The organism is Microbacterium sp. A20 (genome assembly GCF_004794515.1).
GTDB lineage: Bacteria > Actinomycetota > Actinomycetes > Actinomycetales > Microbacteriaceae > Microbacterium.
On record NZ_SSDF01000084.1, the window covers coordinates 50,603 to 77,133 of the forward strand.

Below are 26,531 nucleotides of genomic sequence, written 5' to 3' on the forward strand. Positions count from 1 at the left end.
GCGTGTCCACACTCCTGTCCTCGCTCGGCCGCTGGTCCTTCCGGCACCCGTGGCGAGTCCTCGTGTCCTGGCTGCTCGCGCTCGGCATCGCCGGAGCCGGAGCACTCGTACTGGGAGCGGGCACCGACAACACGTTCTCCATCCCGGGCACGGAATCGCAGGCAGGTCTCGAGCAGCTCTCGCGCTCGTTCCCGCAGGTGAGCGGCACGAACGCGCAGTTCATCGTCGTGGCCGCCGACGGTGACGAGATCACGGACGACGACTACCGCGACCACATCGAGGATGCCGTCGACGAACTCGGCGACCTCGACGGCGTGCTCGCCGCCACCTCGCCCTACGACGAGATGGTCGAGGGCATGATCAACGACGACGACACGGCGGCCATCGTGCGTGTGCAGTTCGACGGCGAATCCACCGACGTCTCGGACGACACGAAGGACGCGCTGCGCTCCGTGGTGAGCGACCTCGACGCCGAACTCCCCGACGGCGCGCAGACCTCCCTCGGCGGCGACCTCTTCGCGATCTCGATCCCCGGCGTCACGCTCACCGAGGCCGTCGGCCTCCTGATCGCGCTGCTCGTGCTGATCGTCACCTTCCGCTCCTTCGTGGTGGCCGGTCTGCCGCTCCTCACGGCCATCCTCGGCGTCGGCATCTCGATGGCGGGCATCTTCACCGCGACCGCCTTCGCGACCGTGTCCTCCACCACCCCCCTGCTCGCGCTCATGCTCGGGCTCGCGGTCGGCATCGACTATGCGCTGTTCATCATGGCCCGACATCAGGACCAGGTCCGCGAGGGCGTCGACCCCGAAGAATCCGCCTCGCGCGCCGTCGGCACGGCCGGGTCGGCCGTCGTCTTCGCCGGTGTCACGGTGCTCATCGCGCTGATCGGTCTCGGCTTCGCCGGCATCCCGTTCCTGACGACCATGGGCATCGCCGCCTCCGTCTCCGTGGCGGTCGCCGTCGCGATCGCGGTCACGCTGACGCCTGCCTTCCTCGGCTTCATGAAGGGGAAGGTGGTGGGCCGTCCGAGGCGCACGCCGAAGGCGAAGAAGAAGAACACCGACAGCGACGATGCGTCCGCAGCCCCCGCCCGCGCGAAGGGCAGTGCCCGTTGGGTGAACGGCGTCACAAAACGCCCGATCCTGGTCTCGCTGGCCGTCGTGATCGGCCTCGGCATCGTGGCAGTCCCGGCGCTCAGCCTCAACCTCGCGCTTCCGAACGCGGGCGTGCTGCCGAAGGACTCGGAGGCGCGTCAGACCTACGACCTCGTGGCGGAGGAGTTCGGGCCCGGCTTCAACGGCCCGATGATCCTCACCGGCACGATCGTCACCTCGACCGACCCGCTCACGCTGATGGAAGACCTCGGCGATGCCGTCGCGGAGGTCCCGGGCGTCAAGGAGGTCGCGCTCGCGACACCGAACGAGACCGCCGACACCGGCATCGTGCAGATCATCCCCGAGACCGCGCCGGACGACCCGGCGACGGCGGACCTCGTCCGCGAGCTGCGGAGCCACCACGACGAGTGGCTCGACGAGTTCGGGATCGACCTCAAGGTCACCGGCTTCACGGCCATCGGCATCGACATCTCCGACCAGCTCGGCAATGCGCTGCTGCCGTTCGGCATCTTCGTGATCGGGCTCTCGCTCATCCTGCTCACCATCGTGTTCCGCTCGCTGTGGGTGCCGATCACCGCAGCCGCTGGCTACCTGCTCTCGATCGTCGCCGCATTCGGCGTGGTCGGCGCCGTGTTCGAGTGGGGCTGGTTCGCCGACCTGCTGCACGTCGCCAAGGTCGGACCGATCATCAGCTTCATGCCGATCATCCTGATGGGCGTGCTGTTCGGTCTCGCGATGGACTACCAGGTGTTCCTCGTCTCGCGGATGCGCGAGGACTTCGTGCACGACCCCGACTCGAAGAGCCCCGATCGGGCGACGCGCCGCGCTGCCGCGCTGCGCACCGTCCGCAGCGGCTTCACCGGCTCGGCCAAGGTCGTCACGGCCGCGGGCCTCATCATGTTCGCGGTCTTCGTGGCGTTCGTCCCCGAGGGCGACTCGTCGCTGAAACCCATCGCCCTGGGGCTCGCGGCCGGCATCGCGATCGACGCCTTCCTGGTGCGGATGACGCTGATCCCCGCCCTCATGGCGATCCTCGGCGAGCGCGCCTGGGAGCTGCCGGCCTGGCTCGAGAAGATCCTCCCCCGGGTCGATGTCGAGGGCGAGGCCGTGGAGCGCGAACGACACCTGGCCGACTGGCCGGGAGACGGCTCGATCGTCGCCGCCGATGTTCTCGACATCAGCGCCGATGCGCCGATCGTCGAGAACCTGTCCCTGCGCATCCCGGAAGGCGGAGCGCTCGTCGCGACCGGTGGCGATGTGCGGGCCCGACGGGCACTCGCGCTCACGATCGCGGGCCGGGTGACGCCCACCGACGGCCGACTCCGCGTCGCGGGTCATCTGCTCCCCGGACGCGGGGCATGGGTGCGCTCGCACGTCGGCTGCGTGCTGGTCGACGACGCCGATGCCGCCCTCGCCGATCTCGCCGAGGCGCTGCGCGGAAAGTCGCAGATCGTCGTGATCGACGGGATCGATCGCCTGACCGGCGGCCAGCGCGACCAGGCGGCCGCGATGCTGCGCGATGCCGCGGCATCCCGCACGCTCGCGGTGTTCGCCACCGCCTCCGATGCCGATGTGGCACTGACCACCCTCGCGGAAGCCGGCTGGCCCGCCCCCGAAACTCTCGACACGCGCGCTCCTCGCCGGAGCGCCGCAGAACCCACCGAGGTGACCGCATGACCCTCCCCATCGAGCGCGCGCGCTCCCGCAAGCCCATCACGTGGCTGACCATCCTCGGCGTGCTGCTGCTTCCCGCGGCGGTCGGCGGCATCCTGGTCGCGGCCCTGCAGAACCCGACCGAGCGTCTGGAGTCGATGACCGCGGCGATCGTCAACCTCGACGAGCCGGTGACCATCGACGACCAGGTCACCCCGCTCGGACGCCAGCTGGCGGCAGGACTCGTCGAGGGGTCGGACGACCTCGACTCCAACCTGACATGGGTGATCTCGAACGAAGAGGATGCGGCCGACGGTCTCGCCGACGGCTCGTACCAGGCGGTCATCACCATCCCCGAGGAGTTCTCTGCGGCGGCGACCTCGGCCGGTCAGGCGATCTCGGACGGCGGCGGCGAGGCCGAGCAGGCCACCATCGCCGTGACCACTCCGGACGACGGCCTCGTCGCCGACGACCTCATCACCGGCCAGATCGCCGACGTCGCGGCCTCGACCATGGGCACCATGCTGTCCGAGGCGACGACCGAGAATATCCTGGTCGGCTTCACCACGATCGGCGACCAGATCGGTGAGGCGGCAGACGGCGCACTGAAGCTCGCCAACGGTGCACGGGATGCCGCGACCGGTGCCGCGGCGATCCCCAAGGGCGCGACGAAACTCGCCTCGGGCGCGGGCGAACTCGGCTCCGGAGCGTCTTCGCTGGCCACGGGACTCGACACGATCGCCGGCAAGACGCGGGAGGCGGCGGCGGGTGCGGCGCAGATCGGGTCGGGGCTGACCGGCGGCGGCAACCAGCTGCAGCAGAGCGTCGCCGGCACGCAGCAGCTCGTCGGAGCGATCCAGGGCGCCTCGGCATCGGCGCAGTCCGCAGCGAACGGGTCGGCCGCTCTCGCGCAGAAGCTGGGCGCGCTGGCGCAGACCGCCTGCACGCCGCCAATCGCGGACCAGGACGAGTGCACCCTGTTCACGTCGCTCGCGAAAGACGCGGGCGCCGTGGCGACCTCTGCAGGAACCGCCTCCGGCGTGCTCAACAGCCCGAAGGTCGCAGGCGGAATCGCCGCCCTCCCCGGCTCGCTCAGCACGATCGCCTCCAGCATGACCCAGGCGGGCGCCGGGGCGACACAGCTGTCCGGCGGACTCACGCAGCTCGCCGACCAGGGCATCGCCGCATCCGCCACCGGCGCGCGCGGCATCGCCACAGGTGCGACCCAGTTGTCCGACGGCGCCACCGCCCTGGCCGACGGCACGACCGAACTGGCGACCGGGATCGACACCCTGGCGACCGGGACCGGCGACCTCGCGGGTGGGCTGCGCACGGCATCCGACTCCCTCCCCTCGTTCAGCGACAGCGACTCGAAGTCCCTCGCCTCGGTGATCGCCGACCCGGTGTCGTCGAACTCCTCGATGGACACGATCTTCGGTCCGACGGCGATCCCGCTGCTCGCCGCCGTCGTGCTGTGGTTCGGCGGACTCGCCACCTTCATCGTGATGCGCGCCCACACGGCGCGCACGCTCACGTCGCGGCGCTCGTCCGCCGCGCTGACGCTGCGGGCATTCGCACCCGCCGCCCTGATCGGTGCGGGACAGGGGCTGCTGGTGTCGCTGATCGTGCAGATCGTCGCGAGCTACGATGCGGCCGCGTGGTGGGCGTTCGCGGGCACCGCGGTGCTCGCCGGCATGGCGTTCGCTGCCGTGAACCAGGCACTCGTCGCCCTGTTCGGCGGCGTCGGACGCTGGATCTCCGCGCTCGTCGGGGTGCTCGCCGTCGCGACAGGTCTCATCTCCACGGTCCCCGGCTGGCTCTCCAGCATCGGAGCCGCCCTGCCGACGGCTCCCGCGTTCGCCGGGCTGATCGCAGGAAGCGGTTCGGCGGTTGCTGCCCTGGTGGTCTGGGGAGTGCTGTCGCTGGTCGCCACGACACTCGCCGTGACGCTGCGGCGCACGACGTCGGCCAAGGCGGTCCTCGCCACGGCCTGAGCTCGTCCCCTGCTCCCGTGCCAAAACGGAGACCATCCGCTCCCGGCCTCGTGCTCCGGCCCACCGCGGGGGTCGGCGAGGTCTACAGAGAAGTCCAGGATGCTGCGCTCGCGCGCCTCGGCATCCCGACACGGCATCCGCACACCGGGCACGTCACGCTCCGAGGGTTCTACGAACCCGAGCGGCGCGAAGAGCTGGCCGAAGTGATCCGCGCATGGGCAGCACGGCAGTCTCCGATCGAGGTCATCGCCGAGGCCGAACTGGTCTGGTACCAGGGCGGCATCGAGCACGCCGAGGTCCTGCCGCTACGAGGCTGACCGACCGACGAGTCCTCGCGGCACAACTTCGGAGATTCGAGCTCGACGCGCCGCATTCGGGAGCTGCGCGCCCGCGTGTCGGCCGGGATCTCCGAAGCTGTGCAGGACGCGGGTGAGGAGCGGGTGGGGCTCAGCCCAAGACGGGGCTCAGCCCAAACAGGACCCGCAGCCCGTACCCGCGGCCCAGCCCGCAGCTCAGCTCAGGCCGGAGTAGGCGTGCAGACCCTTGAAGAACACGTTCACGATGGTGAAGTTGAAGATCACGGCCGAGAAGCCGACGATCGCGAGCCAGGCCGAGGGGTTGCCGCGCCAGCCGCGGGTCGCGCGGGCGTGGATGTATCCGGCGTAGATGACCCAGATCACGAAGGTCCAGGTCTCCTTCACGTCGAAGCCCCAGAAACGGCTCCAGGCGTAATACGCCCAGATGGATCCGGCGATGAGCGTGAAGGTCCACAGGATGAACCCGATGATCGTGAACATGTACGCCAGGCTCTCCAGGCGCACCGCGTTCGGAAACGTGCGGAGGAAGCCGGGCCCGGTCTTCGCGGCGCCCTCTCCGACGAGACGCTCCCGGCGCGACTGCATGAGCTGGATCACCGAGAGGGCGAACGCGAGCGCGAAGAACGCCGTGGCGAGCGACGCGACGAACACGTGGATGACGAGCCACACGCTCTTGAGCGGATCCATCAGCGGCGAGACGTCGACGTAGAAGTTCGTCGCCCCCAGTCCGAGCAGCACCACGACGAGACCGGTGATGAAGGTGCCGAGGAAGCGCAGGTCCAGGCGCGTGAGGACGACGAGGAAGACGGCCACGATGAGCAGCGTGCCCATCATCGCGAACTCGTAGAGGTTCGCCCAGGGCACGCGGCCTGCGGCGATGCCACGGGTGACCGCTGCCGCGAGGTGGAAGACGAATCCGAGCACCGTGAGCGACGTGCCGATCCGCGCCATCACGAAACGCTGCGTCGGGACCTCTGTACCGGGGGCGCCCGAGGCGGCGACGGCGGATCCCCCGCCGGCGCCGACGAGCACCGACTCGCGGACCGTCTGCGCGTCGGCCGTCGCCTGCGAGCGCCGTGCGAGATCGAAGGCGTAGGCCACGAAGGCCGCCGCGTAGATCGCGATCGCCGTCCACAGCAGGACCGGCGAGATCACGTTGAGCTCGAGCATGGTGTCAGTCTACTTTCCGGGTGTCTGGGGCCGGGGCGTCCGGCGCTGCGGACTCCTCCGCGCTGTCGTCGTCGGCGGCATCCGTCTCGGTTCGCACGGTGGTGCCGCCCGCCGCGTCGAGCAGTCGGGCGTGACCTGCGACCAGGTCGTCCACGGCGGCTGCGAGCGTGGGGTCCTCACCGCGGGCGAGCGCGGCGTACTCGAGCGCGATCTCGCCGTCGTGCGCGGTGGCCTTGACCCACACGCGCCGACGCGGCACGAACAGCGCGATCATGAGCCCGCCGAGGGCGAGCAGCGCGAAGCCGAGCACCCACACGCCGGACTCGTCGCGGTGGATCTGCAGCGACGCGAACCTCTTCACCGATTCGGAGGCATCCGTCGCCCCCGCCGGCGACTCGTCGTCGAAGGTGACCGAGCCGAGGCCGTTCGGCAGCTGCGCGGTCTGCCCGGGGACGAGCTCGATCGATTCGACGTCGGTGCTGCGACCGGTGAGCTTGGTCATGCCGGTGGTGTCGAGCACGTAGACCGAGCGCGGCACGCCCTCGTTGATGCCGAGGTCGCCGGTGTACACATCGAGGGTGAGCGTCGGGTTCGTGAGGTCGCCGTACGCGGAGAAGAACGCGCCGCTCTCGAGCACACCCGTCGTCGGGTAGAAGAAACCGACCAGTCCGACCTGCTCGGCCAGGCCGTCCGGAATCTTCAGCACCCCGAGCGAGGTCATGTTCGTGTCCTGCGGGAGGAACGGCGTGCTGTTCGTGAAGACGACGTTGCCGTCCGGATCGCGCACCGTCACGGTCGGGGCGTAGCCGTTGCCGAGTAGGAACACGTCGTCGTCGGCGACCCCGAGCGGCTCGTTGACCTTGACGGCTCCTGTGCGCTCCTCGCCGTTCTCCTGCACGGTGACGTTGGCCGAGAAGTCGCCGGCCTGGCCCGAGCCCGGCTCGCCGAAGGGCTGGTAGGTCACGTCGAACGAGTCGAGCCGCATCGAGTACGGCGAGAAGGCGTCGTCGCCGACGAAGCGGCCGCGGTTCATCGAGTCGTAGTCGAGCAGGGTGTTCGCGAAGGTCTCACCCTCGACCAGCACGCGCTGCCCGGTGTAAGAGAAGCCGCCCCCGACGCCGACCGTGACCAGCACACCCACGAGCGCGAGGTGGAAGAGCAGGTTGCCGGTCTCGCGCCAGTACCCGCGCTCGGCGGAGACCGAGAACGTGCGGCCCCGGTCGTAGCGCTCGACCCGGTAGCCGAGAGCCTTGAGCTGCTTGGTGGCGACGTCGATGGACGCGGCGGCCTCCGCCTCGGCGTCCCCCGTCTTCGTCCCCGAGTCGGCGGCGGGATCGCGGGTCACGGCACGATAGTCCTCGAGCCGCTGCAGTCGTGCGGGGGTGCGCGGCGGACGGGCGCGCAGCGCCTTGGCGTGGTGCTTGATGCGCGGGATCACGCAGCCGACGAGCGAGGCGAACAGCAGCAGATAGATCGCCGAGAACCACGGCGAGAGGTACACGTCGAACATCTTGAGTCCGTCGAGCACCGGGAAGAGGTCGGGGTTGTCGCGCTCCCACTGCGTGACACCGTTCGGGTCGGCCATCCGCTGCGGGAAGATCGAGCCCGGGATCGCGGCGATCGCGAGCACGAGCAGCAGGATCAACGCGGTGCGCATCGAGGTCAGCTGACGCCAGCCCCACCGCAGCCAGCCGACGAACCCCAGCCGCGGCTGGGTGATCGAGTCGTCGCCGTCGACGTGGTCGGACGGGCGGAGCGGATCGCTGGAGTCGCTGTTCACGGCACCCTTGTTCTTCGTGGTGGTCTTCTCGGGGCGGGTCTTCTCGGAGTGGTCAGAGCGGGAGGATGACACTGCCCATCACCGCCGTCAGTCGAGACATGATGTCGGTCCACAGGCCGGTGACCATCAGGATGCCGAGGAGGATGAGCAGCACCCCACCGATGACGTTGACCACGCGGATGTGGCGGCGGAGGAAACCGATCGCCTTCGTCGCCCAGCCGAAGCCGAGGGCGACGAGCAGGAACGGGATGCCCAGGCCGAGCGAGTAGGCGAGCCCGAGGAAGCCCGCGCGCACCGGGTCGCCGGCGTTGAACGACAGCGCGAAGATCGCCGTGAGCGTCGGGCCGAGGCAGGGTGCCCAGCCGATGCCGAGCGCGATGCCGAGCAGCGGAGCGCCGATGATGCCGGCCTTCGAGTCGACGTGGAAGCGGAGCTCGCGCTGCGCGAAACCGAACAGACCGAGGAAGACCAGGCCCATGGCGATGATCACGACACCGAGGATGCGCGTGATGATCTCGCCCCACTGCAGCAGGAACACGCTCGCCACGCCGCCGAGTGCGGTGATCGAGACGAACACGAGGCTGAAGCCGAGGATGAACAGCAGCACGCCGAGGACGAGCCGGCCGCGAGTCGCGGTCTCGGTCGTCTGCGTCGTGGCGCGTCCGTCGCCGCCGCCGGAAGCGACCTGGCGGGGCGCCACGGCACCGCCGAGGAATCCGAGGTATCCGGGAACGAGCGGCAGCACGCACGGAGACAGGAACGAGACGAGTCCCGCCAGCATCGCGACCGGGATCGCGATCCAGAGGGCCCCGGAGCCGATGATCGCTTCGGGGTTCACAACGCTCCCGGGCAGCTCACGAGTCCTCCGCGAGCGCGTCCTTGACGAGCGTCGAGAGGATCGAGGGGCCGTCGATCGGTCCGATGATGCGCGCGGCGACGCGACCCTGCTTGTCGAGCACGAGCGTGGTCGGTGTCGCGGCGATCGGCGTGACCTTGGCGAAGGCGAGTTTGGCCTCGGCGGTGTCGACGTCGATCAGACTCGGGTACGTGATGTCGTACTCCTCGGCGAACGCGACGGCCGTGTCGGCCTGGTCGCGGGTGTTGATTCCGACGAACGCGACATCGTCGTCCGAGAAGTCCTGCCACACGGCTTCGAGGTCTGCGGCCTCGAGCCGACACGGCGCACACCCGGCGTACCAGAAGTTGACGACCGTGACATCCCCGGCGATGTCGGCACTGTCGAACGTCTCGCCGGTCTCGGTGACTCCGCCGAACTCCACGGGCTCGCCGCGCTCGGCGACGGGGATCTCGACGATCGCCCCATCGGCCGCGACGTAGCCGGTGTTCTCCCCGTTGAGGAAGGATTCGCTGACAGGATCGGGAGCGCAGGCGCTCAGACCGATGGCGAGCACCGCAGCGAGCGCGGCACCGACCGCGCGGCGTGAGCGCCGGGTGCGGGAGGAGCGGCCGCTGCGGATCTGACGGACCGTCGAATCGCGTGGCACGACTCCGAGTTTACGCAGAGGATCCTATGCGCGAGGTGGATGCAGGACCGCCTGCGACGGGCGTCAGAACCTCGCCAGGACGTCGTCGACACCGGCCCGGAACTGCGGGCAGGTCGCGATGTCATGGGCCCGGCACCCCATCGCGTGTTCGGTCATCTCGCGCGACCGGCGCATCTCTTCCATGCGCCGATCGAGGTCGTCCAGATGCTGCTGGAGCACCTGATGCCGCCCCGCACTTCCGTCGTCGAGAAGCACGGCGATCTGCTCGAGCGTCATCCCCGCCGCTTTGCTGCGCTGGATGACGGCGATGCGTACGACCTCGTCTTCGCCGTAACGGCGGCGTCCGGCTGAGTCGCGGGGAGGCCGCAGGAGACCCACCGATTCCCAGTGCCGGAGGACGTTGGTCGGCAGCTCGAAACGGGCGGCGACATCTCCGACGGACCACGGATGCTCAGCGCTTGACTTCATGTTGACATGAAGTCACAGACTGACGGAGAACGCAACCTCCATCGGGAAGGACACCCATGTACGACGCCATCGTGATCGGCGCAGGACCGGCAGGACTGCAGGCCGCTCTGACCCTCGGACGCATGCACCGCTCGACGCTGCTCCTCGATTCGGGCGAGTACCGCAACGGCACCGTCCTGCACATGCACAACATGGTCGGCGAAGACGGCGCACCGCCGGCGGAGTTCCGCGCCACCGCCCGCGCGGAGCTCTCCGCCTACGCCGACGTCGAGATCCGCGACACCGGCGCGACCGGCATCTCCGGAGGCGAGGGCGCGTTCCGAGTCGCCCTCGCCGACGGCTCGACGGTCGAGGGACGTCGGGTGATCCTGGCCACCGGCGTCGCCGACGACCTCCCCGACGTCCCCGGGCTGCAGGAACTGTGGGGAACGCTCGCGTTCAGCTGTCCGTTCTGCGACGGCCACGAGCACACGGGCAAGGCCATCGGCATCCTCGGCGCAGCTCCGCGGGCCGCCCATCTGATCGGACTGCTCGGGCGCATCGTCGGCGACATCACGGTCTTCCCCGTCGACGAGGTGTTCGCCGACGAGGACATGCGGATGCTCGAAGCGACGGGCGCCCGGGTGAGCAGCGCCCCGGTCACCTCGATCGAGAAGGACGCCGACGGCGTGCGCGTCCGCACGGACGGCGATGAGCGCCCGGTCGCCGGCATCTTCGTGGCCGCGGGGTCGATGCGGCAGCGGGCGCCGTTCGCCGCGGACCTCGGACTGACCATGCTCGAGTCCGGATCGATCGAGATCGACGACTTCGGCCGCACCTCGATCCCGGGTGTCTTCGCCGCCGGCGACCTCGCCCACCGCGCGAGCCTGCCCGGTCCGATGGCCTCGGTGCTGCTGGCCGCTGCGGCCGGTCAGCTCGCCGCCGTCGGCATCATCCAGTCACTGCTCGCGGCCGAGCACTGACCCGCCTTCCGAATCGCGCAATCGGTCGTATCCGAGACCGAGAGAGGAACATTTGCGCGATTCGAGACGGGTCAGACCGCGCCGACGTCGATCGCGGAGCCCGTCGCGGCGGGCTCCGCGTAGGCGACCTCGCGCCAGACATCCCCGACGCGCTCGAACGAGGTGACGCTCGACAGGGCGCAGCGGCGGGTGCGCGGGTCGTGCCGCAGCGGCAGACCCGCGACTCGGAGGTGCGTGATCCAGATCGGGGCCTGGTGCGACACCATCACGACATCGCCGTCCGGCGCTGCGTCCCACGCTTCGTCCATCACTCCGAGCATCCGCTCCGCGATGGAGGTGTACGGCTCACCCCAGCTCGGCACCGAGGGCTGACGCAGGTGCCACCAGTTGAACGGGTTGAGGAGGGAGCGACGCATCTGCGTGCCCTCGAACACGTTGGCCGGCTCGATCAGGCGGATGTCGATTTCGGGCACGAGGTCGAAGCGCTCGGCGAAAGGCTCCGCCGACTCCTGCGCCCGCTCGAGCGGCGAGGCGTACAGAGCGGCCACGTGCCGGTCGAGCGATGCGACGTGGGAAGCCGCAGCCGCCGCCATCTCGCGGCCGGCCTTGCTCAGGTGATAGTCGGGAAGCCGACCGTAGAGCACGCGAGCCGGGTTGTGCACCTCACCGTGTCGGACGAGGTGCAGACGCGACGCCGTCATGTCACGCCTTGCGGTAGCGGGAGTCGCCGAAGCCGAGGATGAAATACCCGATGAACGAGAACACGAAGAGCAGGAAGAAGGAGAAGACCCCGCCCTTGCCGAAGCGGGCGCCGACTTTCACGGCCACGACGATCGCGAGCACCACGTTGGCGATCGGCACCAGGTAGAGCAGCACCCACCAGCCCGACATGCCGGCGATACGCAGCAGGACGATGGCGTTGACGATCGGGATGAGGGCGAGGATGCCGGGGTAACCGGCCTTGGTGAACACCTTCCACCAGGCGACGGCCAGGAGGATGTAGAAGATCAGAGCCACCACACCGGTGGTTCCGGAGAAGAACTGGCCGAGGAAATCGGGGACGACCGGCACGTCGGCCGCGGGGACGAGAGCGAGATTCATGGGGCACCTTCCGTTCACAGCCACCCTACTGACCGACGGACCCCCGCCGGGAGGAGTCGCACACCCCCGTAGAATGGCCGGGTTCCCCATTTCCCAGATCAGAAGGAATACTCCGTGCTTCGCACCCACTCGGCAGGCTCTCTGCGAGCCGAGCACATCGGTCAGACCGTCACCCTCTCGGGTTGGGTCGACCGCCGTCGTGACCACGGAGGAGTCGCTTTCATCGATCTGCGGGATGCCTCGGGCATCGCCCAGGTCGTCATCCGCGACGAGGAGATCGCCCACCCGCTGCGCAACGAGTTCGTCCTGAAGGTGACCGGCGAGGTGTCGCTGCGCCCCGAGGGCAACGCGAACCCGAACCTGCCGACCGGCGAGATCGAACTCATCGCGACCGACGTCGAGGTGCTGAACGAGTCCGCACCCCTCCCCTTCCAGGTCTCCACGGCTGTCGCCGACACCGAGACGGTCGGCGAGGAGGCGCGCCTCAAGTACCGCTACCTCGACCTGCGTCGTCCTGCCCAGGCAGCGAACCTGCGCCTGCGCTCGAACGTCTACAAGGCGATCCGCGACGTGCTGCACGCCGAGGACTTCACCGAGGTCGAGACACCGACCCTCACCCGCTCGACTCCCGAAGGCGCCCGCGACTTCCTGGTGCCGGCACGTCTGAGCCCGGGCAGCTGGTACGCCCTGCCGCAGTCGCCGCAGTTGTTCAAGCAGCTGCTGATGGTCGGCGGCGTGGAGAAGTACTTCCAGATCGCGCGCTGCTACCGCGACGAGGACTTCCGCGCCGACCGCCAGCCCGAGTTCACGCAGCTCGACATCGAGATGAGCTTCGTCGACCAGGAAGACGTCATCACGCTCATGGAGTCGCTCATCGTCGCGATGTGGAAGACGATCGGCGTCGACGTCGCGACCCCGCTCCCGCGCATCACGTACGCCGACGCCATGGCCAAGTACGGCTCCGACAAGCCCGACCTGCGCTTCGGCCTCGAGCTCGTCGAGGCGACCGAGTACTTCCAGGACACCCCGTTCCGCGTGTTCCAGGCCGAGTACGTCGGTGCGGTCCGCATGCCCGGTGGCGCGAGCCAGCCGCGCAAGCAGCTCGACGCCTGGCAGGACTGGGCCAAGCAGCGCGGCGCCCGCGGTCTCGCCTACGTCCTGTTCAACGAAGACGGCTCGCTCGGCGGCCCCGCGGCCAAGAACCTGTCCGAGGCCGAGCAGGCCGGACTCGCCGCTTTCGTGGGCGCCGAGCCGGGCGACTGCGTCTTCTTCGCCGCCGGTTCCACCAAGGAGAGCCGCGCGCTGCTCGGTGCCGCCCGCGTCGAGATCGGCCGTCGCCTCGGCTACCTGAGCCCGGACGAGTTCGCGTTCACCTGGGTCGTCGACGCTCCGATGTTCGAGCCTGCGGCCGACGCCGTGGCCTCGGGTGACGTGGCTGTCGGTGCCGGAGCGTGGACCGCCGTGCACCACGCGTTCACGGGTCCGAAGCCCGAGTTCCAGGACACGTTCGACACCGACCCCGGTTCGGCCCTGGCCTACGCGTACGACATCGTGTGCAACGGCTCCGAGCTCGGCGGTGGCTCGATCCGCATCCACCGCGAAGACGTGCAGAAGCGCGTGTTCGAGGTCATGGGCATCAGCGACGAGCAGGCCGACGAGCAGTTCGGCTTCCTGCTCGACGCGTTCAAGTTCGGAGCACCGCCGCACGGCGGGATCGCGCTCGGCATGGACCGCGTGCTGCAGCACCTGTCGAAGACCGAGTCGATCCGCGAGGTCATCGCGTTCCCGAAGTCCGGAAACGGCTTCGACCCGCTGACCTCCGCTCCCGCGCCCATCACCGACGCGCAGCGCGCCGAGGCCGGCGTCGACTTCGAGCCCGAGGACGACGAGGCCTGACGCCGAGACCCCGCTTTACCGCCGAGACCCCGGGCAGCCGCCATCCGCAGCCCGGGGTCTCGACGCGTATCCGGGGTCTCGGTGGTGAGGGTCAGCGCATCGCCGCCAGCGCGGGGACGATGTTCTCGTTCCACACGTCGACGCCGAGCTTCGCGATCAGGGCGACCACGACCACGAGGAACACGGCGCGGATGAAGGTCGTGCCGCGCGAGATGGCCATCCGCGAGCCCAGGTAGCTGCCTGCGACGTTCGCCACCGCGAGGATGCCGCCCAGCAGCCACAGCACCGCGCCGTGCGGGATGAACAGCATCAGGGCACCGGCGTTGGTGGCGAGGTTCACGATCTTCGCCTTGGCACTCGCCTGCAGGAAGTCGTAGCCGAGCAGCGCGACCAGCGTGATGACGAGGAAGGTACCCGTGCCCGGGCCGATCATCCCGTCGTAGAAGCCGATGCCGAGCCCGGCTGCTCCCGCCATGATGTGGTGCTTGTGCCCGTGGAAGCGCAGCTTCGTCGCCGCGCCCATCTGCGGCCGGAACGCGGTGAACAGGGCGACGACCAGCAGGGCGATCACGATGATGGGCTTGAACGCGGCGGGCGGCAGCACCGTCGCGACGGCGGCGCCCCCGAACGATCCGATGAAGGCGATCGCCGCCATCGGCAGGGCCGTTCGGATGTCGGGTTTGGCGCGGCGGTAGTAGGTGACGCTGCTGGTCGCGGTGCCGAAGACGGAGGCGAGCTTGTTCGTCGCGAGGGCCTGCACCGGCGAGATGCCGGGGATCAGCAGCAGCGCCGGCAACTGCAACAGACCTCCCCCGCCGACGACAGCATCGATCCACCCCGCGCAGAACGCCGCGATGACCACGAGGACGAGGATCCCCCAGGTGAGCTGCTCCAGTCCGAGCACGGTGCCGATATCCACCCGGCCATGATTCCAGAGAGTCGGACGGACACCGGCATCCGCTCGGCCCGCTGGCAGACTGGTCGCATGCTCGACGCCCTCCCCCTGCCCCACTCGTTCGAATCGCGCATGGGCACGGCGGTGCTCCGGCGAGCGACGGTCGACGACGCGGATGCCGTGATCGGCCTGCTCGCGGACGACCCGATAAGCGCGGCGCGCGGCGATGTGGCATCCGACGAGGACCGCCCCGTCTACGCGCGGGCGCTCACCGAGATCCTGGCCGAGCCCTCGAACGACCTGCTCGTCGTCGAGCTCGACGGCGCGGTCATCGGCACGCTGCAGCTCACCTCGATCCCCGGGATGTCCCGCCGTGGTGCGCGGCGCCTTCTGGTCGAGGCGGTGCGCGTGCACAGCAGTCTGCGCTCGTCAGGCATCGGTTCGGCGGTGATGCGCTGGGTGGGTGAGGCGGCAGCCCCCGCGGTCGGAGCCGCGATGGTGCAACTCACCTCGGATGCCGCCCGCACCGATGCGCACCGTTTCTACGAGCGCCTCGGCTACGTGGGCTCGCACCGCGGCTTCAAGTACAACGTCCGGTCGGCCTGAGCCCCCGGGCTTCCGTCGGCGAATCGCAGCATCCTCGGCCCGATCGTGGGGTTCCGGCCGAGAGAAGCGCAGAAAGCCGAGTGAACTGCCCACCCCACCCCACCACCCCCGTCCCGCCACCGCAGCGACATTCCCCGTTCACCCGACCCGGGACGGTCGGCAACCTGCGCCTCATAGTGTCCTCTCGCAACCCGAAACCGGCGCATCCCGCCGGACACCGAGAGGACACTCATGGCTCGCTTCACCCGCCGCGCGCGCATCGGCGCCGGCATCGCCCTGGCCACCACGGCCGCACTCGCGCTGACCTCCTGCGCGTCCGCAACCGATGCGCCCGCTTCGAGCAGCGAGACGGTCGATGCCGCTGCCGCCACTTCCGTCGAGGACTTCGGCACGTTCGCCGACCTCGAGGCCGCCGCCAAGGAGGAGGGTTCGCTCAACGTCATCGCGCTTCCCCGCGACTGGGCGAACTACGGCGAGATCCTCGACCTGTTCACCGAGAAGTACCCGGAGATCACGATCAACGAGGCCTCGCCCGATGTCTCCAGCGCCGAGGAGATCCAGGCCGCCGAGACCAACAAGGGCCTCGACACCGCTCCCGACGTGTTCGACCTCGGTCTGACCGTCGCGCTGCAGAGCACCGACACCTTCGCTCCCTACAAGGTGCAGACGTGGGACGAGATCCCGGACGAGCTCAAGGAGCCGACCGGCCTCTTCGTCGGCGACTACGGCGGGTACATGTCGATCGGCTACGACTCGTCGAAGTTCGATGCGCCGACCGAGCTCGCCGACCTGCTCTCGGCCGACTACAAGGGAGCCGTCGCGATCAACGGCGACCCCACCCAGGCCGGCGCCGCGTTCGCCGCCGTCGGTCTCGCGACCGTGCAGTCCGACGGCACGCTCGACGACTTCCAGCCCGGCATCGACTTCTTCGCCGACATGCAGAAGGCCGGCAACCTGCTCAAGGTCGACGTCACCACGGCGACCATCACGAGTGGAGAGACCCCGGTCGTCTTCGACTGGGACTACTTGAACGCTTCGCACACCGCCGACAACGAGGACTGGAAGGTCGTCGTGCTCGACGGCACCGGGTACGCCGGCTACTACAACCAGGCCATCAACGTCGACGCCCCGCACCCGGCGGCGGCTCGCCTATGGCAGGAGTTCCTCTACAGCGACGAGGTGCAGAACCTCTGGCTGAAGGGTGGAGCGCGCCCCGTGCGCATGGAGGCGATGACCGAGGCCGGCACGATCGATGCCGACCTCGCAAGCGCACTGCCCGAGGCACCCGAGGAGACCGTCGTCCCGACGGAGGAGCAGTCGACGAACGCCGGCACGCTGCTCGGTGAGAAGTGGGCCGCGGCGGTCCAGTGACCACCCTCACGGCAACGGGAGCGGATGCCGCGGCATCCGCTCCCCCCTCCCCCGCCGGGCCCTCGCCGCATGCGAGGGCCCGGCGGTCCGCTCCGACTCTCGCCTGGCTCGGGCTCGTCCCGTTCGCGGCCTACATCGTCCTGTTCCTCGCCGTCCCGACCATCCTCGCGATCGGCTCGGGGTTCTTCACGAAGGACGGCTCGTTCACGTGGGCGAACATGTCGGCCCTCGCCGACCCCGTCGTACTGAACACGTTCGCGAACTCGGCGGGACTCTCGCTGCTCACCGCCGTCGTGGGCGCCCTGGCCGGAGCCCTCGTCTGCTACGCGCTGCTCGGCATGGACCCCGAAGCGCGAACACGCTCCGCCGTGGATGCCGCGGCCGGCGTGCTTGCCCAGTTCGGCGGCGTCATGCTGGCGTTCGCGTTCATCGCGACCATCGGCATCCAGGGCGTCGTCACGGTCTTCCTGAAGAATTCCTTCGGGGTCGACATCTTCGAGAACGGCACCTGGCTCTATGAGCTGCCCGGGCTGATCCTCCCGTACATCTACTTCCAGATCCCGCTCATGGTCATCACATTCATGCCCGCCCTCGCCGCGCTCAAGCCGCAGTGGGCCGAGGCCAACCTCACGCTCGGCGGCACCCGCGCGAGCTTCTGGCTGCGGATCGGCATCCCCGTGCTCGCTCCCTCGTTCCTCGCGAGCTTGCTGCTGCTCTTCGCGAACGCGTTCTCGTCGTACGCCACTGCCGCCGCCCTCGCCAGTCAGGGCGCGCAGATCGTGCCGCTGCAGATCCGCACGGCGCTCACCAGCGAGACGGTGCTCGGGCGGGAGAACCTCGCCGGCGCCCTCGCGCTCGGCATGATCGTCATCGTCGGCATCGTGATGGCCCTGTACTCCCTGGTGCAGCGACGCGCGGCGAGGTGGCAGTCGTGAACCGACTCGGCCCCTCCCTCGCGACGCGCTGGGTCATCGGCATCCTGATCGGCGCGTTCTTCGCCGTGCCCCTGGTGTCGACTTTCCTCTTCACTCTCCGCGATCCCGAAGGCGGGCTGTCGTTCGTCCGCTGGAGCGCGCTGTTCGACCCCGCGGCAGCGGCGACCCTCAAGCCGATCTGGACGGGCCTCGGCAACTCCCTGATCCTCGCGGTCGTCACGGTCGCCATCGTGCTGCTGCTGCTCGCGCCGACCATGATCCTGGTCAACCTCCGTTTCCGGAAGCTCAAGCCCGTGTTCGAGTTCGCGGTGCTGCTGCCGATCTCGATCCCCGCCATCGTGCTCGTGGTCGGTCTCGCCCCGATCTACCTGCAGATCGGCCGCGCCTTCGGAACCGGCACCTGGACGCTCGCCTTCGCCTACGGCGTCACCGTGCTGCCGTTCGCGTTCCGGTCCATCCAGGCATCGATCGATGCGGCCGACCTGCGCACCCTCTCCGAGGCGGCGCGATCGCTCGGTGCGAGCTGGCCGACGGTCGTGCTGAAGGTGCTCGCCCCGAACCTTCGTCAGGGCCTGCTCGCCGCATCCCTCATCTCCATCGCCGTGGTGCTCGGGGAATTCACGATCGCCTCGCTCCTGAACCGCCAGGTCTTCCAGACCGCCATGGTGGTCGTGAACAAGCAGGACCCCTACGCGCCGGCGATCTTCACCCTGCTGGCACTGGTGTTCGTCTTCCTCCTGCTCCTCGTCATCGGCCGCGTCGCCCGCGGCACCGGAAAGGCCCGCTCATGACCCTCGACCACGCGCTGCCGCGCACCAAGGACAATCTGCTGCTCGCCCAGGCGGGCGAGGGCACCCGCGTCGAGCTTCAGGGGATCGTCAAGAGCTACGCCGGCACGCGGGTGCTGCACGGGGTGGACCTCGACATCGCGCCCGGTGAGTTCGTCTCGCTTCTCGGCCCCTCGGGATGCGGCAAGACGACGCTGCTCCGGGTGCTCGCCGGACTCGAGGGCGCGGACGCGGGTGCCGTGCTCCTGGGCGGTGGCGACGTGTCGCGAGTGCCCACGAACAAGCGGGACATCGGAATGGTCTTCCAGTCGTACTCGCTGTTCCCGCACCTGCGGGTCGCGGAGAACACCGCCTTCGGCCTGCGTCGGCGTGGGATCGGCAAGGCGGAGGCTTCGCGCCGAGCCGTCGATGCGCTCGCTCTCGTCGGTCTCGCCGACTTCGCCGACCGCTTCCCGCACCAGCTCTCCGGCGGACAGCAGCAGCGGGTCGCGCTCGCGCGGGCGCTGGTCACCGAGCCCAAGGTGCTCCTGCTCGACGAGCCGCTGTCGGCGCTGGATGCGAAGGTGCGCGTGCAGCTGCGCGATGAGATCCGCCGCATCCAGCTGCGCCTCGGCATCACGACCGTCTTCGTCACCCACGACCAGGAGGAGGCGCTGGCCGTCTCCGACCGGATCGCGGTGATGAACGCGGGGCGGATCGAGCAGATCGGTTCTCCGGAGCAGCTGTACACGACCCCGTCCACAGCGGGGGTCGCGGCCTTCGTGGGGCTCTCCAGCGTCGTCTCGGGTGTCGCCGAGGGCGACCACGTGCTGGTGTGGGGTCAGCGACTTCCGCTGCAGTCCCCGGCGGATGGCCCGGTCGACGTGTATCTGCGACCCGAGAACGTCTACTTCGCTTCCGCAGCCGACGCCGCCACCGAGGCCCTGGTCGAGGAGAGCACCTTCCTCGGCAGCATGCGGCGCACGCTGGTCCGCACCGAGTCCGGCGAGCTGGTCCGGGTGCAGCACGCCCCCGGCATCCATCCGTCGTTCGGCGAGCGCGTGCGCATCGCGGTCGCCCCGGAGCCCGTCGCCGTGCACCCACGCGGGTGAGGCTGCTCTTCCCTCCGATATACCGGGACCACTAGCGTGAGCCGCGAGGGCGGACTCCCTCCATCGAAGAGAAGAGAAAGGACGCCTCATGGCAGGCACGTTCGAGCTGTACACCGACAAGTCCGGCGAGTACCGGTTCCGTCTGAAGGCCGGCAACGGCGAGGTCATCGCGACGGGTGAGGGCTACTCGTCGAAAGCGGCGGCACTGAACGGCATCGACTCCGTCCGCCGGAACGCCGCCGACGCCGAGGTCGTCGAGACCGACTAGCTCGACACCCCCACTTCACGCCGAGACCCCCTGCTGCAGACATCTGCAACAGGGGGTCTCGACGTGAAGGCGGGGTCTCGGCGGACCCTGTCGCCGCAACCTCAGAGCACGCGGGAGAGGAAGTCCTGCGTCCGCGGATGCTGCGGGTTCGCGAGCACCTCGCGGGGGTCTCCCTCTTCGACGATGTGCCCGCCGTCCATGAAGATCAGGCGCGAGCCGACCTCTCTGGCGAAGCCCATCTCGTGCGTGACCACGAGCATCGTCATGCCCTCGTCGGCCAGCGACCGCATCACCTGCAGCACCTCGCCGACCAGCTCGGGGTCGAGTGCCGACGTCGGCTCATCGAACAGCATCATGTCGGGGTTCATGCACAGGGCACGGGCGATCGCGACGCGCTGCTGCTGCCCGCCGGAAAGGTGTCCGGGGTAGGCGTCCGCCTTCTCGGACAGTCCGACGCGCTCAAGCATGGCGCGTGCGATCAGTTCGGCTTCGTTCTTCGAGCGCTTCTTCACCCGCTGCTGCGCGACAGTGAGGTTGCCGAGCACATCCAGATGCGGAAACAGGTTGAAGCTCTGGAACACCATGCCGATACGGGTGCGCACCGCGTCGATGTCGACGTCGGGGTCGGTGATGTCGATCCCCTCGATCAGCACCCGACCGGCGGTCGGCTCCTCGAGCAGGTTCACCGAGCGCAGCAGGGTCGATTTGCCGGAGCCCGAGGGTCCGATGACGCAGACGACCTCGCCCTTGGTGACCGTGAGGTCGATGCCCTTGAGCACCTCGTTGTCGCCGAACGACTTCACGAGCCCCTGCACGTCGATCGCGGGGGCGTGCACATCGATCTTCTCGGTGATCATCGCTGCCTCGACATCCGTCGCTCCAGCCACGCGCTGAAGCGCGTGAGCGGAATCGTCACGATCAGGTACAGGATCGCCGCCATGATGAGCGGCGTCGCATTCGCGTTCTGGGTGCTCGCATCGCGGGCGAAGTTCGTGAGCTCCTTCGACCAGATGAAGGACCCGGCGATGAACAGCAGAGACGTGTCCTTCAAGAGCAGCACGAACTCGTTGGTCAGGGGCGGGATGATGATCCGGAACCCCTGCGGCACGATGATCCAGAAGGTCGTCTTCAGGGGCGACATGCCCAACGATCGCGCCGCCTCCGTCTGCCCCTTCGGGACCGCCTGGATGCCGGCGCGGATCGTCTCGGCCATGTACGCCGAGGCGACGAGGACGAGACCGATCAGTCCGAGCACGACCGGTCCGCCGAGCTTCGTCCCGGGAACGCCCACCGCGATCGGCAGGATGAAGGCGATGCCGAAGATCGTCAGGATCGCGGGGAGCCCGCGGAACAGCTCGATCCACACCGTCGCGATCCATCGGAACGGCGCGATGACCGACAACTTCATCAGGGCGAGCAGCACCCCGAGGAGCAAGCCCCCCGCGAACGCCACCGCCGTGAACCACAGCGTGTTCACGAGGGCGGTCGTGATGATCCCGGGGAACATCTTCGCCGCGACCTCAGGGTTGAAGAACAGCGGTCCGATCTTCGCCCAGTCGGTGGTCAGGATCGCCCAGACGGCGATCGCGAGCAGCACCGCATACACGGAATACCGATACAGCTTGGCCTTGGTCGTGCGCCTCAACGCCATCGTCGAGGTCCTCCCGCTCTACCGACTCCGCCGGTCACTTGGCCGCGAGGTACTCGTCGTAGATCTCCTGGTACGTGCCGTCGTCCTGGAGCTCCTTGAGCGCCTTGTTGATGGCCTCGCGGAGTTCGTCCTTCTCACCCTTGGCGAAGGCGAAACCGTAGGACTCGTCGGTCGGGTACGTCTCGACGATCTTGTAGTCGGAGTTCTCCTGCTCGTGGACGTAGTTGACGGGCTGATCCTGGAGGATGGCGTCGATCTGACCGGCCTGCATCGCCGGCCACAGCTCACCGTCGCCGCCGTACTGCACCAGCTGGGCGCCCTTGGCGTTCTCGGTCGCGTAGGACTCGCCGGTGGTGCCCTGCTGCACGCCGACGTTCTTGCCGTCGAGGTCGTCGATCGACTCGATGCCCGAGTCGGTGCGGACCAGCAGCGACTGCAGCGAGTCGACGTACGGGTCGGAGAAGTCGATGTTCGCCTTGCGCTCCTCGGTGATCGTCATCGCGGAGGCGCCGATGTCGCACTGGCCCGAAACGAGGATCGCGCCCGACTGCAGCGGGTCGAAGGCCACGTCCTGGACGGAGATCTTGAGGTCGAGCTTCTCGGCGATCGCGGTGAGCAGGTCGATGTCGAAGCCCGAGTAGCCGGACTCGGAGCTCGTGTCCTCGATCTCGAAGGGCGGGTAGGGCACGTCGGAGCACACGGAGAGCGTGCCCGCCTCCGCCAGGCCGTACTCGTCGCCGGCGGCGGGAGCGTCGCTGCTGCCCGCATCGGACGAACCGGTCGCGCAGCCGGCGAGCGCGAGAGTGGCGGTCGCCATGAGGGCGAGACCGGCGATGAGGTTACGACGAGTCATGTCGGCTCCTGAAGGACGAGGGCGGGGTATGCCCACGGACGGGTAGGAGAACATCTAAACATGCGGCTCGTCGCGTGACCAATGACATGGGGCAGCGGACGTATCACGTTTGGGTTGCAAGTGCACGGCGCCCAAGCCGTGAAATCGAGTGCCGCAGCGGATGCGACGCCGTCTCAGAGCTCGAAGTCGACCGCGACGCGGGAAGCGACCACCGAGCGGATGTAGCCGGCGACCTCCTCATGCGCAGGGTGCACCTGGTACGCGTCGATGTCGGCCACCGAGGCGAAGTCGGCCACGAGCGTCACGTCCCAGTTCGTCTCCGGGTATGCCGCATTGGCGCCGGCGGAGATCGAGAGCAGCTGCGGCACGACGCCATGCAGGGCGTTGAGGCGACGAGCGACCTCGGCCGCCTGCTCTGCGCGCAGGGCGGCGTCTTCGGCCGCGAGCTTCCACGTCACGACATGGCGGATGGTCACAGGGACTCCTTCGTCTCGATCTGCGCCTCGCCGCGAACCGCGGCCTCCAGCGCCTCGCGCAACCGGTCGGGCGACACCCGCCAGTGCGCGTGCAGGTCGCCGTCGATCAGGACGACGGGGATCTTCTCCCACCACAGTTCGTACAGCCCGGGGTCATCCTGGATGGACGCCTCGACGATCTCGATCTGCTCCGCCGCGGCGTCGGGCAGCTCGGCGACGACAGCGTCGATCACGTCGGAGGCCACCTCGCACAGGTGGCAGTCGGGCTTGCGGATCAGAGTCAGCGTGGTCACGCCGACGGCACCTCGACAGCGCGCCCCTGGGAGATCCACTCCCCCGTGCCACCCTCGACGTTGGTGGCATCGAAGCCGCGCGACTCCAGCGCCTCGACGACCCGAGCCGAGCGACCGCCGGCCTGGCAGATCACGTCGAACGATTCCGCCGGCAGCTCATCGAGCCGGTTGCCGATCTCGGACATGGGGATGTTGACGGCGCCCGGCACGTGACCCGCGGCGAACTCGTCCACCTCCCGCACATCGATGAGCGGGACGCCCGACCGCTCGGCGAGTTCGGTGACGGTGATCGACTTCATGGCTTCCTCTCGGCGGTACGGAGCTGCGGGCAGAGACACAAAGCGCCCGTCCGAAGACAGGCGCTCGTGTCTGGTCGCTTACTTCTTGTTGCGACGCTGGTGGCGAGTCTTGCGAAGCAGCTTGCGGTGCTTCTTCTTCGCCATGCGCTTGCGGCGCTTCTTGATGACAGAACCCACGGAAACCTCACTAAGTCAGTGGCTGGGTGTCGCCGAAATCGGACACCCGGGTACGGGCACGGAAAATGCCTCGGGTCAGTCTAGCAAATCCGACGGGCTCCGCCGTCCGGCCTCACTCCGGAACCTCGTCCGTCACCAGGAACCGCCACACGAGGGCGTGCCCGAGGGCGACGAGCCCGATGAGCAGGAGCGCTTCGACCTGGATGCCGGTGAGTCCGAACGGGGCGACGAGGTGGGGCGCCACTCCGATCACGGCGACCGCCGCGTACACCACCACGGTGCCGGCCTGGATCCAGCGCACCGACCTCGGCGTCCCGTCTTTCCCGGCCTGCGCGACCAGGCGAATCATGGAGACGCCGCCCACGATCGCGACGACGACGAAGGACAGACGCCACAGGATCGGGGTCTCGGCGCCGCCGACCTGCGCGAAGAGCCCCATCAGGGCGGGCAGCAAGAAGGAGAGGTAGATGCCGCCGATGGTCCGGCGCATCGCGGGATTCGCGGTCCAGTCACGGCGAGCGCGGACGACGTTCCACCAGAGTCCCGTGAGCGTGAAGCACGTGGTGGAGAAGAGAGCGTAGAACGTGCTGACGTCCACGGCGGCTTCTCCCGGGATTCAACCGACGTCGGCGATGGGCCGCTGCAGCGCGTCGGCCACGGCGGATTCGGGCACGCGATAGCTGCGGCCGAAGCGAACGGCCGGCAGCTCCCCGGCGTGGACCAGCCGGTAGACGGTCATCTTCGACACGCGCATCAGTTCGGCGACCTCGGCCACCGTGAGGAATCGGACATCTGGAACCTCGGGCATCCCACGTACCCCTTTCTCGATGTGCACACTCTATGGGGTAGCTGGGACGCATGTAAACCCGTGTGGCCCTTGTGCTCAGAGGGAAGAGCGCACGGTCGCGAACGCGCGGACGGGGAACGTACCGAACCCGCGCACCGCGGGCGGTGCCGCCGTGAAGTGAGCGCCCCGAGCCGGAAGAGCATCCAGGCGGGTCAGATGCTCCACCACGTGCACTCCGGCCGCCAGCAGGATGCTGTGCGCCGGGCGCTCTCCTCCACTCTCGGTGTCGTCGATATTCAGAGAGTCGATGCCGACGAGACGCACCCCGGCGTCGGCCAGGAAGCGAGCGGCGTCCTCCGCCAGGTACGGCGCGCCGTGGGCATACTCGGGCGCGCCGAAGTGTCGGTCCCACCCCGTGTCGAGCAGGACAGCAGACCCGCGGAGATCGCGGTCGGCGAGGGTGGCCGCGCGGATGCCGCGCTGCTCCGGCGTCCATGCATCGCGCAAGTGGAACACTTCGGCGGGCAGCCCGACGAGGGTCCGCAGGTCCAGCGAGGCGAGGTCGCCACCCTCGGCGTATCGGTGGAAAGGCGAGTCGAGATACGTGCCGGTATTGCCGATCATCGTGATGACGTCCATCGCGAACTCGGTTCCCGGCGCGTACTTCGTGCGGGAGTCCTGGCGAGTGAGGAACGGGGTGATCGTCGGCGCGGGGAGCCCGGGGTACGTCACCAGACCCGCCTCGATGGGATGGCTCAGGTCGATCACCGCATCCTCCACCGAATCGCGGACCGTCTCCACGCCTCGACTGCCCCGGTGGGATTCTTGGACGATCCGGAGACCGTGAAGATCGACGGTGCTCACGAGCGCCAAGCCGAGATGCCGGATGAGGAGCGCGCCGATCTCCTCGGATGTCATATCCGGATGCGGGAGGTCGAGACGGAATCCGTCGCCGGTGATGCCGCCTCCGTTCGCGAAGGCGATCGTGAAGTCGAAGTGCGCTCTGTATTCGGCCGTCATGTCCTCATCATGGCGAAGACTGCCGACGCCGCGGGAGGGTCAGACCGACTTCTTGGCCTTGGCCAATCGCTCCCGCGCATCGCGAAGCGCCTGCCGCTCGATCTTGTGAGCCGTACGCAGAGCCTTCTCCGCGTCACGCACAGCCTTCTGCGCGTCCTTGAGCCGGCGATCACCGGCGAGCTCCGCGGGATCGAGATCGACCCACTCGGCCGCTGCGGACCGTGGCTCGGCGCGATCGAGTCCGGCGATGTAGGCGGCCACGCCGTCGAGTGTCCGCTCGACCCCGAAGCGGAACGGATCGGCCGCGGAGAGGAACACGCCTTCATCGATCGCGCGCCGCAGGGCCGGGAATTCCTCCGACGTGATCACCCGGTCGAAGAGTACCGCCTCCCGAGCCGAGACCTCGTCCGGTGTGAGTCCGCTGCCGCGGGCCTGTTCCGTGTAGCCGGCCTGCACGATCCCGCACCAGCGGGCGTGCCCCGTCATCGCGAGCGCGACGGCCAGCCGCTCCTCTGCCGTCAGCGGCGTCTCTTCCAGGGCCGTGAGCCCCGCATCGATCCATGCGGAACTGTTCGGCGTGATCGGTGAGCCGGTGATCGGCAGCGACAGCATCCAGGGGTGACGGAGGTAGAGCAGGATCTGCGCCTCGTACAGCGCCAGCAGTCGCCCGCGCCATCCGTCGACCTCGAGGTGACTCTCGGGAGGAAGACCCGTCGCCTCCTCCTGCATGAGCAGCAGCAGGTCGTCCTTCGCGGTCACGTAGCGGTAGAGCGACATCGGCGTGAAGCCGAGTTTCGCCGCCACCGCCGCCATGGACACGGCGCCGATTCCCTCGGCATCCGCCAGTTCGACGGCTGCGTCGACGATCTTCTCGACGCTCATCTCCCGCTTGGGTCCGCGCTGCGGATTCGCGGCGACGCCCCAGGCGAGCGCGATCCCCCGTGGCAGCTCCGGCGGCTCGGTCTCAGTCATGCGCCCATCCTACTTCTGTTTATTTAATAAACAGTGTGTTACCGTCATACACAGTTGCGTTGCCCATACACAGTTTTCTCCATACACA

30 protein-coding genes are annotated in these 26,531 nt (G+C 68.7%); 11 read left to right on the forward strand and 19 right to left on the reverse strand.

Features of this window, described 5'->3' with window-relative positions; all coding sequences use genetic code 11:
- The first annotated feature begins 2 nt into the window (after nucleotides 1–2).
- The 3 genes from DW298_RS13350 to DW298_RS13360 are packed head-to-tail and all read left to right on the forward strand — an operon-like array spanning nucleotide 3 to nucleotide 5,079.
- Entirely contained in the window at nucleotides 3–2,792 is a 2,790-nt protein-coding gene (locus DW298_RS13350; RefSeq protein WP_136042943.1) for an MMPL family transporter, read from the forward strand.
- Complete coding sequence (locus tag DW298_RS13355) at nucleotides 2,789–4,762, forward strand: YhgE/Pip family protein (protein WP_136042944.1); 1,974 nt, start codon at nucleotides 2,789–2,791, stop codon at nucleotides 4,760–4,762. The genes DW298_RS13350 and DW298_RS13355 overlap by 4 nt, the downstream gene beginning before the upstream one ends.
- Nucleotides 4,763–4,779: 17 nt before the next feature.
- Nucleotides 4,780–5,079, forward strand: coding sequence for a hypothetical protein (locus DW298_RS13360; RefSeq protein WP_136042945.1), 300 nt, complete (start codon nucleotides 4,780–4,782; stop codon nucleotides 5,077–5,079).
- A gap of 195 nt (nucleotides 5,080–5,274) precedes the next feature.
- Here DW298_RS13360 and ccsB read toward each other — a convergent pair whose 3' ends face one another.
- The 5 genes from ccsB to DW298_RS13385 all read right to left on the reverse strand — a co-directional run bounded on the left by ccsB (nucleotide 5,275) and on the right by DW298_RS13385 (nucleotide 10,002).
- The gene (ccsB, locus tag DW298_RS13365) at nucleotides 5,275–6,249 is read right to left on the reverse strand and encodes a c-type cytochrome biogenesis protein CcsB (RefSeq protein ID WP_136042946.1); all 975 of its coding nucleotides are present in this window, start codon (nucleotides 6,247–6,249) and stop codon (nucleotides 5,275–5,277) included.
- Nucleotides 6,250–6,253: 4 nt separating this feature from the next.
- Entirely contained in the window at nucleotides 6,254–8,101 is a 1,848-nt protein-coding gene (locus DW298_RS13370; protein ID WP_136042947.1) for a cytochrome c biogenesis protein ResB, read from the reverse strand.
- Nucleotides 8,082–8,867, reverse strand: a complete 786-nt coding sequence (locus DW298_RS13375) for a cytochrome c biogenesis CcdA family protein (protein ID WP_136042948.1) — start codon at nucleotides 8,865–8,867, stop codon at nucleotides 8,082–8,084. The genes DW298_RS13370 and DW298_RS13375 overlap by 20 nt, the downstream gene beginning before the upstream one ends.
- Before the next feature lie 16 nt (nucleotides 8,868–8,883).
- Entirely contained in the window at nucleotides 8,884–9,534 is a 651-nt protein-coding gene (locus tag DW298_RS13380) for a TlpA disulfide reductase family protein (protein ID WP_136042949.1), read from the reverse strand.
- Nucleotides 9,535–9,597: 63 nt separating this feature from the next.
- Nucleotides 9,598–10,002, reverse strand: a complete 405-nt coding sequence (locus DW298_RS13385; protein WP_136042950.1) for a MerR family transcriptional regulator — start codon at nucleotides 10,000–10,002, stop codon at nucleotides 9,598–9,600.
- Between the two features lie 56 nt (nucleotides 10,003–10,058).
- Here DW298_RS13385 and DW298_RS13390 point away from each other — a divergent pair, with 56 nt between their 5' ends.
- Nucleotides 10,059–10,964 carry an NAD(P)/FAD-dependent oxidoreductase gene (locus tag DW298_RS13390; RefSeq protein ID WP_136042951.1) on the forward strand — a complete coding sequence of 302 codons (906 nt, stop codon included), beginning with the start codon at nucleotides 10,059–10,061 and terminating at the stop codon, nucleotides 10,962–10,964.
- A gap of 71 nt (nucleotides 10,965–11,035) precedes the next feature.
- On the opposite strand, the gene DW298_RS13395 is transcribed toward DW298_RS13390, so the two are convergent.
- Both DW298_RS13395 and DW298_RS13400 read right to left on the reverse strand, forming a co-directional pair.
- Nucleotides 11,036–11,665, reverse strand: a complete 630-nt coding sequence (locus DW298_RS13395; RefSeq protein ID WP_136042952.1) for a histidine phosphatase family protein — start codon at nucleotides 11,663–11,665, stop codon at nucleotides 11,036–11,038.
- Between the two features lies 1 nt (nucleotide 11,666).
- Complete coding sequence (locus DW298_RS13400) at nucleotides 11,667–12,065, reverse strand: DUF5684 domain-containing protein (RefSeq protein ID WP_240745131.1); 399 nt, start codon at nucleotides 12,063–12,065, stop codon at nucleotides 11,667–11,669.
- A 114-nt stretch (nucleotides 12,066–12,179) separates the two neighbouring features.
- Between DW298_RS13400 and aspS the strand changes: the two genes are divergently transcribed.
- A complete protein-coding gene (aspS, locus tag DW298_RS13405) occupies nucleotides 12,180–13,961 on the forward strand; it encodes an aspartate--tRNA ligase (protein ID WP_136042953.1) in 1,782 nt (593 codons plus the stop codon).
- A gap of 91 nt (nucleotides 13,962–14,052) precedes the next feature.
- Here aspS and DW298_RS13410 read toward each other — a convergent pair whose 3' ends face one another.
- Nucleotides 14,053–14,880 carry a TSUP family transporter gene (locus DW298_RS13410; RefSeq protein WP_136042954.1) on the reverse strand — a complete coding sequence of 276 codons (828 nt, stop codon included), beginning with the start codon at nucleotides 14,878–14,880 and terminating at the stop codon, nucleotides 14,053–14,055.
- A gap of 66 nt (nucleotides 14,881–14,946) precedes the next feature.
- Here DW298_RS13410 and DW298_RS13415 point away from each other — a divergent pair, with 66 nt between their 5' ends.
- The 6 genes from DW298_RS13415 to DW298_RS13440 all read left to right on the forward strand — a co-directional run bounded on the left by DW298_RS13415 (nucleotide 14,947) and on the right by DW298_RS13440 (nucleotide 19,915).
- The gene (locus DW298_RS13415; protein WP_136042955.1) at nucleotides 14,947–15,462 is read left to right on the forward strand and encodes a GNAT family N-acetyltransferase; all 516 of its coding nucleotides are present in this window, start codon (nucleotides 14,947–14,949) and stop codon (nucleotides 15,460–15,462) included.
- A 231-nt stretch (nucleotides 15,463–15,693) separates the two neighbouring features.
- The gene (locus tag DW298_RS13420; RefSeq protein ID WP_136042956.1) at nucleotides 15,694–16,833 is read left to right on the forward strand and encodes an ABC transporter substrate-binding protein; all 1,140 of its coding nucleotides are present in this window, start codon (nucleotides 15,694–15,696) and stop codon (nucleotides 16,831–16,833) included.
- Complete coding sequence (locus DW298_RS13425; protein ID WP_240745132.1) at nucleotides 16,830–17,768, forward strand: ABC transporter permease subunit; 939 nt, start codon at nucleotides 16,830–16,832, stop codon at nucleotides 17,766–17,768. The genes DW298_RS13420 and DW298_RS13425 overlap by 4 nt, the downstream gene beginning before the upstream one ends.
- On the forward strand, nucleotides 17,765–18,559 hold the full coding sequence (locus DW298_RS13430; RefSeq protein ID WP_136042958.1) for an ABC transporter permease subunit: 795 nt from the start codon (nucleotides 17,765–17,767) through the stop codon (nucleotides 18,557–18,559). The genes DW298_RS13425 and DW298_RS13430 overlap by 4 nt, the downstream gene beginning before the upstream one ends.
- The gene (locus DW298_RS13435) at nucleotides 18,556–19,647 is read left to right on the forward strand and encodes an ABC transporter ATP-binding protein (protein WP_136042959.1); all 1,092 of its coding nucleotides are present in this window, start codon (nucleotides 18,556–18,558) and stop codon (nucleotides 19,645–19,647) included. Before DW298_RS13430 ends, DW298_RS13435 begins: the two co-directional genes overlap by 4 nt.
- Nucleotides 19,648–19,735: 88 nt before the next feature.
- Nucleotides 19,736–19,915: a YegP family protein gene (locus tag DW298_RS13440; protein WP_136042960.1), complete on the forward strand. Its 180-nt coding sequence runs from the start codon at nucleotides 19,736–19,738 to the stop codon at nucleotides 19,913–19,915.
- Nucleotides 19,916–20,016: 101 nt separating this feature from the next.
- On the opposite strand, the gene DW298_RS13445 is transcribed toward DW298_RS13440, so the two are convergent.
- From DW298_RS13445 to DW298_RS13495, 11 genes are all read right to left on the reverse strand, one after another.
- Nucleotides 20,017–20,772, reverse strand: a complete 756-nt coding sequence (locus tag DW298_RS13445; RefSeq protein WP_136042961.1) for an amino acid ABC transporter ATP-binding protein — start codon at nucleotides 20,770–20,772, stop codon at nucleotides 20,017–20,019.
- Nucleotides 20,769–21,566, reverse strand: a complete 798-nt coding sequence (locus DW298_RS13450) for an amino acid ABC transporter permease (RefSeq protein WP_136042962.1) — start codon at nucleotides 21,564–21,566, stop codon at nucleotides 20,769–20,771. The genes DW298_RS13445 and DW298_RS13450 overlap by 4 nt, the downstream gene beginning before the upstream one ends.
- A 34-nt stretch (nucleotides 21,567–21,600) precedes the next feature.
- Complete coding sequence (locus DW298_RS13455; protein WP_136042963.1) at nucleotides 21,601–22,419, reverse strand: basic amino acid ABC transporter substrate-binding protein; 819 nt, start codon at nucleotides 22,417–22,419, stop codon at nucleotides 21,601–21,603.
- Between the two features lie 173 nt (nucleotides 22,420–22,592).
- Nucleotides 22,593–22,895 carry a Dabb family protein gene (locus DW298_RS13460; RefSeq protein WP_136042964.1) on the reverse strand — a complete coding sequence of 101 codons (303 nt, stop codon included), beginning with the start codon at nucleotides 22,893–22,895 and terminating at the stop codon, nucleotides 22,593–22,595.
- Entirely contained in the window at nucleotides 22,892–23,188 is a 297-nt protein-coding gene (locus DW298_RS13465; protein WP_136042965.1) for a glutaredoxin family protein, read from the reverse strand. The genes DW298_RS13460 and DW298_RS13465 overlap by 4 nt, the downstream gene beginning before the upstream one ends.
- Nucleotides 23,185–23,487, reverse strand: a complete 303-nt coding sequence (locus DW298_RS13470; RefSeq protein WP_136042966.1) for a rhodanese-like domain-containing protein — start codon at nucleotides 23,485–23,487, stop codon at nucleotides 23,185–23,187. Before DW298_RS13470 ends, DW298_RS13465 begins: the two co-directional genes overlap by 4 nt.
- Before the next feature lie 78 nt (nucleotides 23,488–23,565).
- Nucleotides 23,566–23,664, reverse strand: a complete 99-nt coding sequence (locus DW298_RS13475) for an AURKAIP1/COX24 domain-containing protein (protein ID WP_003792170.1) — start codon at nucleotides 23,662–23,664, stop codon at nucleotides 23,566–23,568.
- 112 nt (nucleotides 23,665–23,776) lie between these two features.
- Nucleotides 23,777–24,262 carry a hypothetical protein gene (locus DW298_RS13480; protein ID WP_136042967.1) on the reverse strand — a complete coding sequence of 162 codons (486 nt, stop codon included), beginning with the start codon at nucleotides 24,260–24,262 and terminating at the stop codon, nucleotides 23,777–23,779.
- 18 nt (nucleotides 24,263–24,280) lie between these two features.
- Nucleotides 24,281–24,472: a helix-turn-helix domain-containing protein gene (locus DW298_RS13485; RefSeq protein WP_017204627.1), complete on the reverse strand. Its 192-nt coding sequence runs from the start codon at nucleotides 24,470–24,472 to the stop codon at nucleotides 24,281–24,283.
- 75 nt (nucleotides 24,473–24,547) lie between these two features.
- On the reverse strand, nucleotides 24,548–25,471 hold the full coding sequence (locus DW298_RS13490; RefSeq protein WP_136042968.1) for a cyclase family protein: 924 nt from the start codon (nucleotides 25,469–25,471) through the stop codon (nucleotides 24,548–24,550).
- A gap of 39 nt (nucleotides 25,472–25,510) precedes the next feature.
- A complete protein-coding gene (locus DW298_RS13495) occupies nucleotides 25,511–26,443 on the reverse strand; it encodes a TetR family transcriptional regulator (protein WP_136042969.1) in 933 nt (310 codons plus the stop codon).
- Nucleotides 26,444–26,531: the final 88 nt, after the last annotated feature.

Bases quoted from the DNA above. Each gene is read 5' to 3' on its own strand.
- DW298_RS13445 (WP_136042961.1), bottom strand. From the start codon at position 20,772: ATGATCACCGAGAAGATCGATGTGCACGCCCCCGCGATCGACGTGCAG.
- DW298_RS13400 (WP_240745131.1), bottom strand. From the start codon at position 12,065: ATGAATCTCGCTCTCGTCCCCGCGGCCGACGTGCCGGTCGTCCCCGAT.
- ccsB (WP_136042946.1), bottom strand. From the start codon at position 6,249: ATGCTCGAGCTCAACGTGATCTCGCCGGTCCTGCTGTGGACGGCGATC.
- DW298_RS13495 (WP_136042969.1), bottom strand. From the start codon at position 26,443: ATGACTGAGACCGAGCCGCCGGAGCTGCCACGGGGGATCGCGCTCGCC.
- DW298_RS13415 (WP_136042955.1), top strand. From the start codon at position 14,947: ATGCTCGACGCCCTCCCCCTGCCCCACTCGTTCGAATCGCGCATGGGC.
- DW298_RS13420 (WP_136042956.1), top strand. From the start codon at position 15,694: ATGGCTCGCTTCACCCGCCGCGCGCGCATCGGCGCCGGCATCGCCCTG.
- DW298_RS13450 (WP_136042962.1), bottom strand. From the start codon at position 21,566: ATGGCGTTGAGGCGCACGACCAAGGCCAAGCTGTATCGGTATTCCGTG.
- DW298_RS13390 (WP_136042951.1), top strand. From the start codon at position 10,059: ATGTACGACGCCATCGTGATCGGCGCAGGACCGGCAGGACTGCAGGCC.
- DW298_RS13455 (WP_136042963.1), bottom strand. From the start codon at position 22,419: ATGACTCGTCGTAACCTCATCGCCGGTCTCGCCCTCATGGCGACCGCC.
- DW298_RS13395 (WP_136042952.1), bottom strand. From the start codon at position 11,665: ATGACGGCGTCGCGTCTGCACCTCGTCCGACACGGTGAGGTGCACAAC.
- DW298_RS13490 (WP_136042968.1), bottom strand. From the start codon at position 25,471: ATGACGGCCGAATACAGAGCGCACTTCGACTTCACGATCGCCTTCGCG.
- DW298_RS13485 (WP_017204627.1), bottom strand. From the start codon at position 24,472: ATGCCCGAGGTTCCAGATGTCCGATTCCTCACGGTGGCCGAGGTCGCC.
- DW298_RS13440 (WP_136042960.1), top strand. From the start codon at position 19,736: ATGGCAGGCACGTTCGAGCTGTACACCGACAAGTCCGGCGAGTACCGG.
- DW298_RS13435 (WP_136042959.1), top strand. From the start codon at position 18,556: ATGACCCTCGACCACGCGCTGCCGCGCACCAAGGACAATCTGCTGCTC.
- DW298_RS13355 (WP_136042944.1), top strand. From the start codon at position 2,789: ATGACCCTCCCCATCGAGCGCGCGCGCTCCCGCAAGCCCATCACGTGG.
- DW298_RS13385 (WP_136042950.1), bottom strand. From the start codon at position 10,002: ATGAAGTCAAGCGCTGAGCATCCGTGGTCCGTCGGAGATGTCGCCGCC.
- DW298_RS13470 (WP_136042966.1), bottom strand. From the start codon at position 23,487: ATGAAGTCGATCACCGTCACCGAACTCGCCGAGCGGTCGGGCGTCCCG.